Genomic DNA, 17,027 nt, shown 5'->3' on the forward strand with positions numbered 1-17,027 from the left:
TTTTGGAACTCTTAAGAGAGTTCCTCCAATGTTTCATTTATCCATTTTAACTCAGTTTCAAAATGATATATATGATGATTAAATATGCTAATGCAGTAAATTCTGTAATCAGGTAACAATTTACTTACTGTACTATCTTTAGTTCTAGCTAATTCTTTCAACTTATTTTCTATATACTTTTTTTGTCTATTTAAGTTTTTAATAACGGCATCCTTATCAGCAAAATCAGAAAAATATAATACTCCATCAAAATTAAATTCTACACTATAATTTTCAGTTAATATTTTATTAAGTAAAGATTTAAAATAAGCAACTCCTGAATCAGTAATAGAATATACTGTTTTTTCAGGCCTACTGCCATCTTTTTGAATAACAAAATTTATATAACCTTTTTCAGCAAGTTTATCTAAATGATAATAAATTGTAGGAAGTTTGATTTTAGCAAAGGCTGCTATGTTATCTGATACTATTTGTTTTATACTATATCCATGTTGAGAACCATATCTCATAAGAATCCCTAGAATATACAATTGTACTTTCATTTGTAATCTCCTTATACTCAGTACTGACTATAATTATATCATATTTTGGGGTAGTGTCAACAATATGTACAAATTATATAATTAACTTATGATTGAATTGTGATAATGTCTTAGTATACCGCATTTGATTATGTCCCAAATAAATAAGTTTATAGTATAATAAAACCTCATGACTAAGAAGTGAGGTGGACAAAATCAGAAAGGTAGTTTTAACAATGAATGAGAATGCAAAATATAACATAATCAAGAAATTAGTAGAGAGCAATGGTAACAAGCAAAGAGCTGCTGTACAGATTAACTGTACTGTTAGGCACATTAACAGAATGATTAAAGGGTATAAAGAGCAGGGAAAAGCCTTTTTTATACATGGAAATCGTGGTAAAAAACCTGTCCATGCTTTAGATAATTCTACAAAACAGACTATTGTTGACTTATATCGAACAAAATATGAAGGCACCAATTTAACTCATTTTTCAGAACTCTTAAAAGAATTTGAAGGAATCAAAGTTTCATCAAACACTATACGTTCCATCCTTTTGCAGGAATTCATCCTGTCTCCTAAGGCAAAACGTTCTTCTAAGAAGGCTCTATACACTAAACTTAAAGATATGCAAAAATCTACAAAGTCAAAAAAGCAGGCTAGTGTTATTCAAAGTTCTATTCTTGCTATCGAAGATGCTCATCCTAGGCGTCCGAGATGTGCCTACTTTGGAGAAATGCTTCAGATGGATGCTTCTCTTCATCCTTGGTTTGGTGGAGAAAAAAGTCAGCTTCATATAGCTGTAGATGATGCCACAGGTGCTATTGTAGGTGCTTATTTCGATGTTCAAGAAACGCTAAATGGATATTACCATGTACTTGAGCAAATATTGAAAACCTATGGTATTCCTTATATGTTTTACACCGATAGGCGTACAGTTTTTGAGTATAAACAAAAGAAATCCCCTTCTATCGAAGAGGACACTTTTACCCAATTCGGTTATGCCTGCAAGCAGTTAGGAATTGAGATTAAAACCAGCAGCATTCCACAAGCCAAGGGGCGTGTGGAACGAATGTTTCAAACACTGCAATCACGACTTCCTATCGAATTGCGTTTAGCTGGTATAAGCACGATTGAGCAGGCAAATGAATTTTTAAACTCCTACATAAAAAAATTCAATGCTCGATTTGCTTTACCTGTTGATAATATCAAATCTGTATTCGAAACGCAACCTGATATTGAGAAAATCAATTTAATTCTTGGTGTACTTGCTAGTAGGAAAGTAGACAATGGGAGTTGTGTAAAATACAATAAAGGATATTATCTTCCAGTAGATGCTAATGGTCACCCAGTATATTACCATAAAGGTACCTGCGGTATAGTAATAAAGGCATTTAACAATGATCTATATTTTTGTGCAAACGAAAAAGTTTATGCACTTGAATTGCTTCCGGATCATGTTCCTTCATCAAAAAATTTTGATCTTGCGAAGACCTCAAAAACTCCAAAGAAACACTATATACCGCCGATGAGTCACCCATGGAAGCAGGCTTCATTTGAACATTATTGCAATAAGCAGGCTCATAGACAAAAAGAAAACATAGCTTAAAGAACTAAAAAGCCCTTTTACTTAAAAAACTTTAAGTTGATGGATGTGTTTGCTATACCTAAAAATAATGTTATAAGCGTAACAAAGCACCAGCTATTGCTGGTGCTAATAATTAAAACTTTTTGGGACATTTTCAAAATTAGTTGACACAATATGTACAAATTATATAATTAACTTAGCATAGAAATCAGCATTTTTCTAAAATGACGTGACACAACATTATCATTTATTAACTCACAAGTTATACACAGATTATCCACATTATCCACATAATATTCTATCTATGTGCCCCACTTTTACTTCATCCAGTTCGTTAGGGAATGAGTATATAAGGAACTAAATTTGAAATAATAAGTGACAATAAAGTATAATATTTGTTATGAGCATATGAATGTGATAATAACACTACTTAAATAAAGGAGCTTTTAAACATATGAATTTTTATTTCGCACCTATGGAAGGTTTGACTGGGTACATTTATAGAAATGCCCATAATGCCTTTTTTAATAAAATAGATAAATACTTTTCACCTTTTATTTTTGCAAATCAAAGTGATAAGTTTAAAACAAAGGAATTAAATGATATTTTACCTGAAAACAACCAAGGTATAGTTTTGATTCCACAATTACTAACAAATAATGCAAAAGACTTTATACATACTTCAAAGAAACTAAAGAAAATGGGATATACTGAGGTCAATTTAAATTTAGGATGCCCTTCTGGAACTGTAGTTTCAAAAAATAGAGGATCTGGATTCCTTTCAAAAGCAAAAGAACTTGATGCTTTTTTAGAGGAAATTTTTTCAGAGGCTGCAGCAAAAATCTCAGTAAAAACTAGAATAGGAAAGGACAGTCCAGAAGAATTTTATAACTTGATTGAAATATTTAACAAATATCCTATAAAAGAACTTATCATTCATCCTAGGATTCAAAAAGATTTTTATAAAAACAAGCCTAATTTGAAAATTTTTAAGGACGCCCTGGCTTTAAGTAAAAATCCTGTTTGCTATAATGGTGACATTTTTACAGTTAAAGATTATAAGAAATTTACGACTGATTTCTGCAGTGTAAAAACTATAATGATTGGCCGTGGATTATTAACTAACCCTGGATTGATTAATGATATTAAAAATAATACTAAACTAGATAAAAAATTACTAAAAGATTTTCATGACAAGATTTATGAAGATTATAAAAAAGTACTTTTTGGCGATAGGAATGTCTTGTTTAGAATGAAAGAATTATGGTCTTATATGATTCAGATATTTTCTAACAATGCAAAATATGCAAAAAAAATTAATAAATCAGAAAGATTATGCGATTACGATGCAGCAGTTTTAAGCCTATTTCGCGAACAGACTATTTTAGAAAATTAGTAAAATCAAATATCTATTACATTTCTAATTTAGTTTAGACTTTATATCCATGGGCATACTAATTTCATAAAGTGATTTTTAGACTCAGGCAGAGTTTGCTTAAGAGGATGGGAGTATTACAGATGGTATTCATTAGATAAAATACAACATTTTATCTCTTAATATTAGCTTATAGGTAGGTGATTAAATGCTAAGTGATAAACCAATCAATTCTTTCTTAGAAAATATAGCTTCTAAACCATTAACTCCAGCTGCAGGAAGCATAGCCGCCTTGAGCGCAGCTTCTGCAGCAGCATTAACTGAAATGGCTGCCAACCTTACCTCAAAAAAACCTAAATATCATGATATTTCAGATAAAATGAAAGAAATAGCTGAAGAATGTTCTTCCTATAGGGAGATTTTTCTTAATGATATTGATAAAGATACAAAAGCCTTTAAAAAAGTAATAGATTTGTATTTAATGAAGTTAAATACAGAATCCGAAAAAGAAATTCAACAAAAGGAATTGCAAAATAGTTTTAAAACAGCTATAGAGATACCTCTAAGTATGGCCAACAATATTGTAGAGTTAATTTATACTATAAGATTTGTTAATAAACATGGATGTAAAACATCAGCATCAGATGTAAAGCAAGCTTATATTCTGGCACAATCTGCAGTTCGTTCATCAATTTTTCTTATAAAATCAAATCTTGTCTTTGTCCATGATCAGGATTTTCAAACTTATATTTCAAGAAAAATTGATGAATTAGAGACAAACTTAGAAATGTAATAAATATATTAAGTCAAAATTTCATATGTGCCAAAGTTGAAATATTAATTTAACACACTTTTTTCACCTTTAATACCAATATAATTAAATATCTGCTGAAATAAAGTTCTCGCCACAGGTGCTGAAACATCTGAAGCATAATAATTTGATCCGCTAGGTTCGTTCACACTTACAAGCAAAGTTATTTTGGGATTCTCCTCAGGAGCCATACCAGCAAAGGAAGACATATATTTTCCCACTGCATAACCTCCTGTTTTAGGATCAGCTACCTGAGCCGTACCAGTTTTACCTGCAATATCTAATCCTTGTAAAAAGGCATTTTGTCCTACACCTGAAGTAACTACTTTAGTTAAATCATCTCTCAACTCAGATGCTAATTTAGCATTATACACAGTTTTTTTGCCATAATTATCATATTTTTTATCTATAACTTCATTACTTGTATCATCAATGTGTGCAATACTCTTCATAACATGCGGTCTTATCCATGTTCCTCCATTTGCTATTGCATTAAAAGCAGCCATATATTGAACTTGATTGACTGCAACGCCTTGTCCAAAAGCAAGTTCAGATAAATCAAATCGGTTAATTTGATCAGGGCTTCTCAGAATACCTGCTGATTCTCCAGGCAAGTCTATCCCTGTTTTTTTACCAAATCCCATTTTTTGTGCAGTGGCAACAAGCTTGTCTTTACCTAGCTTATTTCCTAACTCTGCAAAACCTACATTACAGGAATTCTTTATTATATCCACAAAGCTTTCGCTGCCATGCCCATTTAAATTCCAGCAGTGAATAGGATGTTTATCAATTGTTATACTTCCATCACATATATAGGTATCATTCAATCCAATATTGTTTTCTAAAGCACTTGCTGCAGTAACAACTTTAAATATAGACCCTGGTTCAAAATTATCTTGAATAGAAGGATTTTTCCAAAGCATTTCAGCATCTTTAGAGTTTTTGGCTATACTTGCTGCATTGTTAAGATCTACACTAGGCTTATTTGCCATTGCTAATATTTCTCCATTTTGAGGATTCATAACTAAAATATTAACTGCTTTCGCATTATTGTCTTCTAAAGCTTTTTGGGCCGCTTGTTCAGCATATTGTTGAATAACTGAATCTATTGTTAAAATAACATTTTTGCCATCTACTGGCGGGGTATATTTTTCAGATTCATAAGGTAATTGATTATTTTTTGCATCTTTTTCATAAGTCATACTACCAGGCGTACCTGAAAGTTCTTTATCATAGCTTAATTCTGCCCCAGAAATTCCATTGCCCTCAGGATTTACCAACCCTAAAATACTTGTCATAAAATTTCCATTTACATAATACCTTTTGGTATCTGGTGAAATAATAATTCCTTTAATATTTAGCGCTTTAACCTTAGTCATTACAGGTTTCTTAATTTGCCTTTTCAATAAAGCTGAATTAGCAGGCAGTCCATTAGGTAGTGTTGTACTTAATACTTTTAAAACATCACCAGATTTCATATTAAGTATGGGCGACAATTTATCAGCTAGTTGAGAAAAAGACATTTTTCTCTCACTTAAAGTTTGTCTTAATGTTTTTAAATCCAGGTCAACTCTATAAATACTTTCATTTACTGCTAATTCATTAGAATTTCTATCTAGAATTTCTCCTCTTTTAGCACTAATTGGTATTGTAGTTGTTTGCTGCTCCACAGCCATTGATTTATATTCAGAACCCTTTACTACCATTAAATACCCTAACCTTCCAACTAGTCCTAAAAATACAACAACCAATAGTATACCAGCAAATATAAATTTATTTTTTTTAACAAATTTTTTTGTTTTCATCCTTATCCTCTTTAGTCTTTCAGGCAATTTTCCTATTTAACTAATTGCCATTTTATAATATTATTTCTTATATGCTATATAAATTATTATATTAAAAGCTGTAATCATATTCAACTATAAGTAATCATGATTTATACCATCATTTTTCGCTTTTGCACTTTATTCTTATACATATTGTTATCTGCTATCTCTATTAAAGTATCAATACCAACCTTTTTTGCATTATTATATTCTGCAAAACCATAGCTAAAATCCACTTTGTAATTAAAAGAGCTGCCTGTATTAAGCTTGTCCATATCACTTCTTATTCTATTAATAATTAATTCTGCCTCTCCTATAACAATATTAGGGAACACAATAAGAAATTCATCTCCCCCTATTCTACAAACATAGTCAGAATTTCTTACATTAGAGACTATCAATTTGACTACATTTAAGATAAGATTGTCCCCTTCAATATGTCCATAAGTATCATTTGTCTTTTTTAAATTATCCACATCTATAAAACATATTGTTAAATTGTTTTTGTTCGTTAATGCATTTTTCATTTCTTTATCCAAGAACTCCATACCTGCCCTTCTATTGTATAATTTCGTCATTTCATCAGTGGCAGCTGTTTTTTCTAATTCATTTTCTTTGTCTGTCAGTTCTTTAAATATGGTATTATACGGCTGAGTAATACAGGTTATTATAACTGCCTTATATATAAGGTAAAAAGATATCATCTTAAAATAATGCCCTAACAAATTTGAAAATGCATAGTTATTTATATATAAAGTAAATTCAAATTCAGATATTATAGTAAAAATAATAGAGCCAAACAAGTATCCATAAACTTTACTATCAAATTTATTTTTGTTCTTCCTTAACAATATGATATCAGTTGTTAATATTCCACATATGATATATTCGCTAATTATCTTAAATGGAGTCTGTCCTTTCCCTTCAATAAAACATATAGGGAATACCTTGAAATAAAAAATTGAAGCTATAATACTTGCAGTAACTACCGTATAAATTGCAAAAGTTAAATATGGCCTCAATTTTTTCTTAAAATGTATGAATACAAATGGTATCAACAAAGAAATACTTTCGAGATAACGAGCTCCTATCCACAATTGATTGGCATAAAAATTATATCCTCTAAAAATGTTCATGCCGTTGTATGACAGCGTATGTAATAAATCTAAAAATGCTACAAACATATATGCAATACCTATAAATACAAGGTAATCAAAATATTTTTTTGAAAAATTTTTTGAATTCCATGCTACTATAAATAAAGTAAATCCTATTGTTACACTAAATAACTCTGCAAGGCTGTGAAATAACAAATAGCTATATAGGTTGGTCATATATAAAGCTGCTGTCACAACCAATAAAATAATAACTTCAAAAATATAATTTTTATATTTATACATATGAACCCTCCTACAATAAAATAATAATTACATATAACAACTGCTTCAAATAATTTTATTATCTGGATATATATTATTAAATACATTATATTATTAAATAATAAAAAAATCCAATAAAATATTGCTTGCTAATAAAGATAATTGCTTTGGATAATATTACATTTGTAATAGTAATTTAGTATATATAGTTTTCTTATGGAGGTGGCTTTAATTATAGTAAACTGTCCCTTTTTGATAAATTTCTTATAGCATTACTAAAATGGAAAATTAAAAGTAAAAAGCAAAAAAAATTAACAAGTGATGAAATAGGTATGCTTGCCGTATATGATAAACCAGTGGATTTTACGGCAAGAAAGAATATAGATGAAATAATAGCCTACGTTAAATCGTAGTATAAAAAATATAGAAAATACACAGTACTATATACAATAATTATAAATTTTATAAGGAAATGTGATTAATATGGGACAAAAAAAGGACACAAATTACTCCAATTCATATGTTGAACAAAACTTATCTTTTATCAAAAATCAATTAGGAGATGGTATTGGTCTCGGTGAAGGTAAATTTAAAGCCTTTGGAGGTCAGAAAGAAATTGGAGTATTATATGTGACAAGTCTTTGTGATAAAGAGTTTATAAGTGATCAGGTTATTACCCCTTTATTACAGGGAACATTAAAAAATAATATAGAAAATAGTGACATAAGTATATTGGCACAGACAATGTTTATTTCACCAATAAACACCAAAATAATAAAACAAAAAGAAGAAGCTGCAACTGAATTATTAAAAGGAAATACAGTAATTTTCTTTGAGGAGTCTAGCAGTATACTTATAATTCAAGCTCCAAAGATGGAAAAAAGATCTATAAATAATCCAGAAAATGAAACGACTATTTTTGCTTCTAAAGAAGCCTTTGTAGAAGATATAGAAACCAATATTAGCATGGTTATTAGGAGACTTCCTATACCAACACTTAAATTTGAAACTTTCACGTTAGGAAGATTATCCTGTACAAATTCAAAATTGTTATGGATTAAAGGGTTAGCTAAGGATGATATTGTAGAAGAAATGAGAAGACGTATTAGAGATGTGGATATCAATATAGTAGATGGTACTAGCACTTTAGCTGAACTTATACAAGATAAACCTACTAGTATATTTCCAACCTATAGATTGACAGAACGTCCAGACGTAGTTTCAAGGGCACTGTCCGACGGCCATGTTGTAATACTTTGCAATAATAGTCCCTTTGCATTGATAGTACCAATGACTTTTTGGAATAACTTTAAAACTATGGATGATTATTCACAGTTACCTTTTGCTGCTTCGCTATTAAGAATCATTAGAATTTTATCTTTTATTGTATCTATTACCGTATCACCGCTATACCTTTCCTTTGTTACTTACAATCATACTATTGTTCCGCCATCTCTTGCTTTGAATATTTCTCAAGGAAGAAATGGTGTCCCATTCCCTTCAATAGTAGAGCTGCTCGCCATGACGATTATAATTGATATATTTCGTGAAGCTGGAACACGTATGCCGGGAATAGTAGGTTATTTTGTAGGAACTTTAGGTGCAGTTATAATCGGTCAGTCAGCTGTAGCAGCAGGTTATATAAGTGTATCTATTATTATAGTGGTGGCATTTTCAGCAATAGCTACCTTTGCTATTTCATCAACTATACTAGTAAATACTTCAAGAATAATTAATTATTTTTTAATATTGTTATCAGGGTTTTTAGGCATATTTGGTTTTTTTAATGGTAGTTTTATTATTCTATGGAGAATGTCCATATTGGAATCCTTTGGAGTACCTTACTTATATCCAGTCATACCAATTGAGTTTCAAGGATGGAAAGATGTTTTTATCAGAGCACCTTTCAAAATGTTGAAAAACAAACTAACACTTATTGCAAATGTACATAGTAATAAAGCTGGAAATACAAAAAAGCAATGAAATATCTTTTATTATAAGAGAAGGTGCCCTCCATTGAGATATGATAAATTCACAAGAGAACAAATTATTTTTCTTACATTTGCAAGTGGATGTGGTAATATGGCATTTAATTTTATTTGGGCTGTATATTTATCAGGAAGAAGTGGATGGGTTGCAATGGCAATAGGAATTCTTTTGACCATTCCTATTGCCATTGTAATAGTATATTTAAGCAAGAAGTATCCTGAATGTAATATATTTGACATTATTAATATTAGTTTTGGAAAGCCTTTATATATAATTGTGATAATAATTAATGCAGTAATAAATATTATTTTAGCAGTAATTATTTTGAATTTTTTGACTGGAACAGTTAAGATACACTTTTTACAATTAACTCCTGTATGGGTGATTATGACCATTATTCTTATCATGGCCTTTTTATTTGTGAATAATAAAACCTTGCTATTTGGAAGAGCGGTAGAACTACTAACCGCATGGTATATATTAAATTATTTCACAGGGTTTTCTCTTGCTTTTGTGAGTGAATTTGATTTTAAAAACATATTTCCTATATTTGATACTACACTATTAAAATTTGGGCAGGCGGTGTACTTTTCATTATGTTCAGCCTCAGAAATATTACTGTTTATGATAGTGATGGTTGATCATATGCCTCAAACCGCTGGTAATAGAAAAAGTATAATAAACGGAATTGTTCTTTGGTCGTTCATATTATCGTTGGCAGCATTTATTATGCAAGGTGTATCTGGCAGCGGATTGTTATTGCGTACTGCATCCGTAGGAATTGAAATATCAAGAGCTATTTATCTTGGAGATTTTTTTAGAGGACTGGAAATATTCATTCTAGCTACGTATCAACTAATCGCTACTTTAAGATTATCATTATATTTATATTGTACATGGATACCTATAAAAAAATTATTTAATGAGAAATATTCTTTTATTATATTGCTTTTAATTTCAATTATAATCATAATCCCGTCTATAAAATTAAATTCCTATAATAAAGCATTTTTTGCTTCTATATTTATGGATTATTATATTATTTTACCTTTTGTAGTGTTTATTATAATAATAGCTTTTCTTGGTGCTTATATTAAGAAAAAAAGGTCTGGAAGTGATGTGGGATGAAAAAGACAATGCTTATAATATCGTTAATAATTTTTATGTTTTCTTTCGTTGGCTGCTGGGATTATATGGAGTATGAACAGATGTCTCAAATATATGCTCTAGGAGTAGATTTGGATGCAAAATCTAATGAAGTAACTATAACACTGCAATATATTCCAATTGCTAGATCCATGGGGGATAAGGCAAATACTACCAATAGTACAGGAACAGTCTATTCTGCATCTGGTATTACAATAATTGATGCGTTAACAAAGCTGCAGCAGACAAGTCCTAATAAGCTGTTTTTTGGGTATCTGCAGGTTATAGCAATTAGTGAAGATGCAGCAAAATACCTTATGAAAGATCTAATTGTATTTTTTGATAGTATCTCAACCATTCGTAATTCTGTAAACATAATAATTGTACCTGGAAGTGCCCAGGGGACAATAGCCACCCGTGATCCTAATTCTGAGACCTCTTCGGGTAAAAAAATGCATATGCTTTTACGCTCATCTCAAAGTAATGGTACCACATATTCCGTTACTCTGCATGATTATTTGCAGATGATGGATAGAGAAGGGGTTGAACCAGTAGCTCCCAGAATGTTAACTACATCGCTCAGTAGTGATTCAGGAGAAGCTTTAGGTGGAACTCGAAATGATGTAAGGTTTTCTGTAGAAAAGAATGGCAATATACTTGCAAGTGGTATGGCAGCTTTTAAAAAAGATAAATTTGTTGGCTGGCTTAATGATAAGGAGAGCATGGGTCTAAATTGGATATTAGGTACTAGGATTACCTCCTATAAAACTTCTAATATAGATAAGCTTAGTACTAATAAGGATGAAAAAGATTTACCGCTTCATGCTAATCTCAAGAAAATGCTCTACTATTATATAACAAAATCAGGAAGCAAAATTAAAGTTAAAATAGAAAATAATCAACCTGTTATATATCTGGAAGTTAAGGTTGAAGCTACCTTAAAAAAATATTATAGCGATGAAAAAAATGAATACATAAGTCCAGATATAGTTGATTCAATTGAGAAAAAACTATCAAAAAGCATAGATTCAGACATTATGTCAGCACTAGAAAAAGGTAAAGGTGAATTAAATTCAGATATATTTGGTTTTGGATTTAGTTTTTATAGGCAACATCCTAAAGAATGGAACAAGTATTATAAAGGGGTTTGGGATGATATATTTCATGATATTCCTGTTAGTGTAAATGTCAAAACTAAGATAACTAATACTGGAACAAATATTAAAGGGTTTCAGATTAAATAACTAAAAATAATTTATGCTTGTAGTAATAACTCTGCCTTCTAGGTTTCCACGTATTAGGTGTTTCACATTTAGGGATTAAACCTAGCTTACAAATAATAAATTTTCTTTAAAGATTAGTCACAACCATTTTATTGTGATAAAATAAGAAAAAAGTGTTTGAAAAGTGTTGTTAATTGAAGTATGATGGTTGATACAATCACAAATGTGAAATTATTTAATTAAAATTATGAATTTTAATTCGTTTAATAAACAGAGTTCTTGGCGTCAGATGGAGTTTTGACTCCACCTGATGCTTATTAACAGTATTCTTAGTGCTTCAGCACTTAGAAGACGTTATCCTTTAGGGAAAATCGTTATCCAGGGACGTAGCTGTTCGCAACGTACACTTGGAGAAGTGGAAGTATTAGAACAGGTAGTCATCGGATAAAATCTATAAAGATCAGAGGAAATTTTATGAATAGAGATATAAAAAAAGAAGTTCAATTAAATACAGCTCAAATGCTAGTAAAGTGCTTAGAAGCCGAAGGAGTAAAATACATTTTTGGTATTCCCGGTGAAGAAAATCTAGAAATAATGAATGCAATTTCAGATTCAACTATTGAATTTATCACAACCCGTCATGAGCAAGGTGCTGCATTTATGGCAGATGTTTATGGACGTTTAACAGGAAAAGCAGGCGTTTGCCTATCAACACTAGGACCAGGTGCCACTAACTTAGTAACTGGTGTAGCAGATGCTGATAGTGATGGTGCTCCGGTTGTTGCTATTACAGGTCAAGTAGGTACTGAAAGAATGCATATAACATCACACCAATTTTTAGACCTTTGCAAAATGTTCGAACCAATCACAAAGAGAAGTAAACAAATCGTTCGTCCTGATACTGTAAGTGAGATTATAAGACTTGTTTTTAAGTATGCTGAAAGTGAAAAGCCTGGAGCATGCCACATTGATTTACCTGTAAATATTTCAAAAATGCCCGTAGGTGCTTTAGAAAAGCCTTTGGAAAAGAAAATTCCACCAAAGGAACATGCGGATTTATCAACAATTGAGGAAGCTGCAAGTGAAATCTTCAAAGCAAAAAATCCTATTATCTTAGCTGGAAGCGGTGCTATAAGAGGAAATTCTTCAAAAGCTGTTACGGAATTTGCAACTAAATTGAAAATTCCAGTAATTAATACAATGATGGCAAAAGGTATTATTCCAATGGATAACAAATATTCAATGTGGACAATAGGTATTCCACAAAAAGATTATGTAAATAAAATTATTGAAGAGGCTGATTTAGTAATTACAATTGGATATGATATTGTAGAATATGCCCCATCCAAATGGAATGTAAATGGAGACATTAGAATTGTGCATATCGATGCAAGGCCATCACACATCAATAAACTTTATCAGCCCATAGTAGAAGTAGTTGGTGATATTTCAGATGCTCTATACAATATATTGAGAAGAACTTCTAGCAAAGATGAACCAGTAAAAGCTTTGGAGATTAAAGCGGAAATGCTAACTGAACATGAAAGCTACGCAAATAACAATGCTTTTCCAATGAAACCCCAAAGAATTTTAAATGATGTTAGAAAGGTCATGGGACCACATGACATTGTCATATCAGATGTAGGTGCCCATAAAATGTGGATTGCCAGACATTATAACTGCTATGAGCCCAATACATGTATTATTTCAAACGGTTTTGCTACAATGGGTATTGGTGTTCCAGGTGCAATTGCAGCCAAATTAATTAATCCAGATAAAAAAGTATTAGCTATTGTTGGTGATGGCGGTTTCATGATGAATAATCAAGAATTAGAAACAGCCCTACGTATTAAAACTCCAATTGTAGTTTTAATATTTAATGATAGTAACTACGGTTTAATAAAGTGGAAACAAGAAGAACACTATGGTAAAAGCTGTTATGTAGATTTTACTAATCCAGATTTTGTAAAGCTTGCAGAAAGTATGTATGCAAAAGGATATCGAGTAGAAAAAGCAGAAGATTTAATTCCAACTTTAGAAGAAGCCTTTAAACAAAATGTACCTGCAGTTATTGATTGTCAAGTTGACTATGGTGAAAATATAAAGCTTACAAAGCATTTAAAAGAAGTTTACGAAAATATATAAAGTGGAGGAATAAAATGAAGGCATTATCTATTAAACCAGAAATCTATACCTTTGATACATGTAAAGAATTTATAGACAAATTTAAAATAGGAAAAGAAGATTTAGTTATTACAAGTGAACATACTTATGTTTCATATTTTTCTAAATATGACCTTGATACCAATGTAATCTTTATTAGAAAATACGGCACTGGAGAACCAAGTGATGCAATGGTAGAAGCAATTTGTAAGGATATAAAAGATATTACTTATAAAAGAGTAATTGCTATTGGCGGCGGAAGTGTCCTTGACGTTTCAAAATTGTTTGCATTAAAAACAGTTTCGCCAGTACTTGATTTATTTGATCACAAATTAGAATTTGTAAAAGATAAGGAATTGATCCTAATTCCAACAACTTGCGGAACAGGCAGTGAAGTAACTAATATTTCTATTCTTGAATTGAAGTCAAGACATACAAAATTAGGCCTTGCTATAGATGAACTATATGCAGATTTTGCTGTTATGATCCCAGAGCTTCTAGAAAATTTACCTTTTAAATTTTTTGCAACTAGCTCCATTGATGCCTTAATTCATTCCATTGAATCCAGTGTTTCAACAAAGGCTACAAGCTATACAGAAATGTTTTCCTATAAAGCAATGGAAATGATTTTAAAAGGATATCAGGAAATTTCAAAAAATGGCCCAGACGCTAGATTTTCCTTGCTAGATAAATTTTTACTTGCAAGCAATTATGCTGGAATTGCATTTGGTAACGCAGGGTGTGGTGCAGTACATGCTATGAGTTATCCTTTAGGTGCTAACTACCACGTTCCTCATGGAGAAGCAAATTACCAAATGTTCATTGGAGTATTTAAAACCTATTATCGTTTAAAACCACAAGGTAAAATTACAAAACTAAATAAATTCTTAGCATCCATTTTAAACTGCAAAGAAAAGGTCGTTTACACTAAAATAGAAGAGTTATTAAACGTATTAATTCCTAAAAAACAATTACGTGAGTACGGGGTAAAAGAAGAAGAATTAAAGGAATTTACACAAAGTGTTATGACTAAACAAGGTCGTTTAATGGCAAATAACTATACAGAATTAAATGAACAAACTGTATATGAAATATATAAATATTTATATTAAAGTAGAGTTGATTTAAATTATGATAAATTTTCTTAATTTAGAATACTTTTTAGTTGCATCAGAAGAATTAAATTTTACTAAGGCAGCAAAAAGGCTGTTTATCTCTCAACAATCATTAAGTTCTCATATTTCAAAGTTAGAGCTTGACTTAAATGTGACATTATTTAATCGTACCTCACCTTTGACGTTGACACCAGAAGGAAAAAGTCTGGCAAAAAACACTATAAAGATATTGAACTTAAAAAAACAATCTCTAAAAGAACTGTCAGATATCAAAGATTTTAAACGAGGTGACTTATATATTGGTATATCCCCTACAAGAGGACTATCATTTTTGCCAGAGATACTGCCTGACTACAGCCAAAAATTTCCTAATATTCATCTACATTTATTCGAAGGTAATTCAAAAGAATTAGACCTTGCATTACTTAACGGTGATGTAGATTTAATAGTTGCAATGTTACCTTTCAATGTAGAAAATGTGGAAACAATACCTCTTTGTAATGAAGAAGTTCTTATGATTGTTCCAGATAGTATATTAGTAAAATATTTTCCTAACAACTATGATAAAGTTAAAGCACAACTTGAAAAGGATGTAGATTTAGCTTTATTGAAAGATTGCCCTTTTTTAATGTTTAATACAAGACATATGGTTAGGCTTATTGCAGACGAAATGTTTAGTGAAAAACAGATAAAGCCTAATATTATTTTAGAAACAGATAGTATTGAAACAGCATTGGCACTTTCAGTAAAAGGGATGGGAATTACTTTTTACCCTAAAACTCTAATGAGTAACAAGAATTTAGTATTTGATAAAGACTCCTTTGCAAGTACTAACATATACCATATGAGATATAATAAAACTCATAGAACGCTGGCTATCGGCTATCAAAAAAATCGCTATATATCTCAAGCAGTAAAGGAGTTTATCAAGCTAACAAGAGAAAAATACGAAAATTTAATTCAATGACAGGCGTCGATTTTAATCATTATCTTTGCCTACGCCATAATAATAAAATAAATAACCGCACACCTGCTGAATTCAGGTATGCGGTAGTTTTTTTAATAATATCCTCTTATTTTTAAAGTCTGATTTCAGATAATATTATTAAACTCCTGCTGTGATACCACCATCTGCAATAACAGGTGAACCTGTCATGCAAGAAGAATCATCTGAAGCTAAAAATGTAGCAATTTTAGCAATTTCCATTGGAGCAATAGGTCTTCCAATAGGTTGTACGGAAGCAAGATCTTTTAATACAGCTTCTCTGCCTCCAAATAATTCGGCATGAGCATCATTAAAAGTTGTGTCAACCCAACCAGGACAGATACAATTTACTCTAATATTATCTTTTGCAAAATCTAGTGCCATTGCTCTTGTTAACATTAGAATAGCCCCTTTGGATGCTACATAAGCAGAAAGCCTTGGTTCTGCAACAAAGCTATTTGCTGATGCAGTATTTACTATTGAACCTCCTCCTGATTTTTGCATAACAGGAATAACATACTTAGATACTAAAAAGTGAGATTTTACATTTACATCCATTGTTTTATTCCAAATATTTTCTGTTAGCTCAATAACAGAACCAGGAATATTAACAGCTGCATTGTTACATAGGACGTTAATTGTTCCAAACTTTTCAACAGTAAATTTAACAAGCTCCTGTATGTTTTTTTCAGAAGAAACATCTGTTTTAAAAAAATAAGCAGAATAGCCTTTCTTTTGTAATTCTTCCGCAAGAGCTTGTCCTTCAGCTTCTAAAATATCAGAAATAATCACCCTTGCTCCTTCATTTACAAAATCTCTAACAATTGCTTCTCCAATTCCCTTTGCACTTCCAGTCACAATGGCCACTTTATTTTTTAATCTCATATTCGTTTTCCTCCTACTCA

13 protein-coding genes and 1 pseudogene are annotated in these 17,027 nt (G+C 30.9%); 10 read left to right on the forward strand and 4 right to left on the reverse strand.

Going from position 1 to position 17,027, the window contains the following annotated elements:
• Window positions 1-11 precede the first annotated feature (11 nt).
• Complete coding sequence (locus tag DMR38_RS19320; RefSeq protein WP_127723089.1) at window positions 12-542, reverse strand: PadR family transcriptional regulator; 531 nt, start codon at window positions 540-542, stop codon at window positions 12-14.
• A gap of 215 nt (window positions 543-757) precedes the next feature.
• On the opposite strand from DMR38_RS19320, the gene DMR38_RS19325 reads away from it, so the two are divergent.
• The 3 genes from DMR38_RS19325 to DMR38_RS19335 all read left to right on the forward strand — a co-directional run bounded on the left by DMR38_RS19325 (window position 758) and on the right by DMR38_RS19335 (window position 4,278).
• Window positions 758-2,131: an ISNCY family transposase gene (locus DMR38_RS19325; protein ID WP_127720638.1), complete on the forward strand. Its 1,374-nt coding sequence runs from the start codon at window positions 758-760 to the stop codon at window positions 2,129-2,131.
• 433 nt (window positions 2,132-2,564) lie between these two features.
• Window positions 2,565-3,506: a tRNA-dihydrouridine synthase family protein gene (locus DMR38_RS19330; protein WP_127723091.1), complete on the forward strand. Its 942-nt coding sequence runs from the start codon at window positions 2,565-2,567 to the stop codon at window positions 3,504-3,506.
• A 187-nt stretch (window positions 3,507-3,693) separates the two neighbouring features.
• Entirely contained in the window at window positions 3,694-4,278 is a 585-nt protein-coding gene (locus DMR38_RS19335; protein WP_127723093.1) for a cyclodeaminase/cyclohydrolase family protein, read from the forward strand.
• A gap of 44 nt (window positions 4,279-4,322) precedes the next feature.
• Here DMR38_RS19335 and DMR38_RS19340 read toward each other — a convergent pair whose 3' ends face one another.
• Entirely contained in the window at window positions 4,323-6,101 is a 1,779-nt protein-coding gene (locus DMR38_RS19340; RefSeq protein WP_127723095.1) for a penicillin-binding transpeptidase domain-containing protein, read from the reverse strand.
• A 131-nt stretch (window positions 6,102-6,232) separates the two neighbouring features.
• Window positions 6,233-7,522, reverse strand: a complete 1,290-nt coding sequence (locus DMR38_RS19345; RefSeq protein ID WP_127723097.1) for a GGDEF domain-containing protein — start codon at window positions 7,520-7,522, stop codon at window positions 6,233-6,235.
• A gap of 200 nt (window positions 7,523-7,722) precedes the next feature.
• On the opposite strand from DMR38_RS19345, the pseudogene DMR38_RS22675 reads away from it, so the two are divergent.
• From DMR38_RS22675 to DMR38_RS19380, 7 genes and pseudogenes are all read left to right on the forward strand, one after another.
• Window positions 7,723-7,914 (forward strand): annotated as a pseudogene (locus tag DMR38_RS22675) (hypothetical protein); the annotation flags it as partial.
• 70 nt (window positions 7,915-7,984) lie between these two features.
• On the forward strand, window positions 7,985-9,484 hold the full coding sequence (locus DMR38_RS19350) for a spore germination protein (RefSeq protein ID WP_127723099.1): 1,500 nt from the start codon (window positions 7,985-7,987) through the stop codon (window positions 9,482-9,484).
• Between the two features lie 33 nt (window positions 9,485-9,517).
• Window positions 9,518-10,618: a GerAB/ArcD/ProY family transporter gene (locus DMR38_RS19355; RefSeq protein ID WP_127723101.1), complete on the forward strand. Its 1,101-nt coding sequence runs from the start codon at window positions 9,518-9,520 to the stop codon at window positions 10,616-10,618.
• Entirely contained in the window at window positions 10,615-11,880 is a 1,266-nt protein-coding gene (locus tag DMR38_RS19360) for a Ger(x)C family spore germination protein (protein ID WP_127723103.1), read from the forward strand. The genes DMR38_RS19355 and DMR38_RS19360 overlap by 4 nt, the downstream gene beginning before the upstream one ends.
• Before the next feature lie 453 nt (window positions 11,881-12,333).
• Window positions 12,334-14,004, forward strand: a complete 1,671-nt coding sequence (locus DMR38_RS19370; protein WP_127723105.1) for an acetolactate synthase large subunit — start codon at window positions 12,334-12,336, stop codon at window positions 14,002-14,004.
• A gap of 14 nt (window positions 14,005-14,018) precedes the next feature.
• Window positions 14,019-15,134, forward strand: coding sequence for a 4-hydroxybutyrate dehydrogenase (locus DMR38_RS19375; protein ID WP_127723107.1), 1,116 nt, complete (start codon window positions 14,019-14,021; stop codon window positions 15,132-15,134).
• A 19-nt stretch (window positions 15,135-15,153) separates the two neighbouring features.
• On the forward strand, window positions 15,154-16,104 hold the full coding sequence (locus DMR38_RS19380; RefSeq protein WP_127723109.1) for a LysR family transcriptional regulator: 951 nt from the start codon (window positions 15,154-15,156) through the stop codon (window positions 16,102-16,104).
• A gap of 138 nt (window positions 16,105-16,242) precedes the next feature.
• On the opposite strand, the gene DMR38_RS19385 is transcribed toward DMR38_RS19380, so the two are convergent.
• Window positions 16,243-17,007: a glucose 1-dehydrogenase gene (locus DMR38_RS19385; RefSeq protein ID WP_127723111.1), complete on the reverse strand. Its 765-nt coding sequence runs from the start codon at window positions 17,005-17,007 to the stop codon at window positions 16,243-16,245.
• Window positions 17,008-17,027 lie beyond the last annotated feature (20 nt).

The organism is Clostridium sp. AWRP (assembly GCF_004006395.2).
Taxonomy (GTDB): Bacteria; Bacillota; Clostridia; order Clostridiales; family Clostridiaceae; genus Clostridium_B.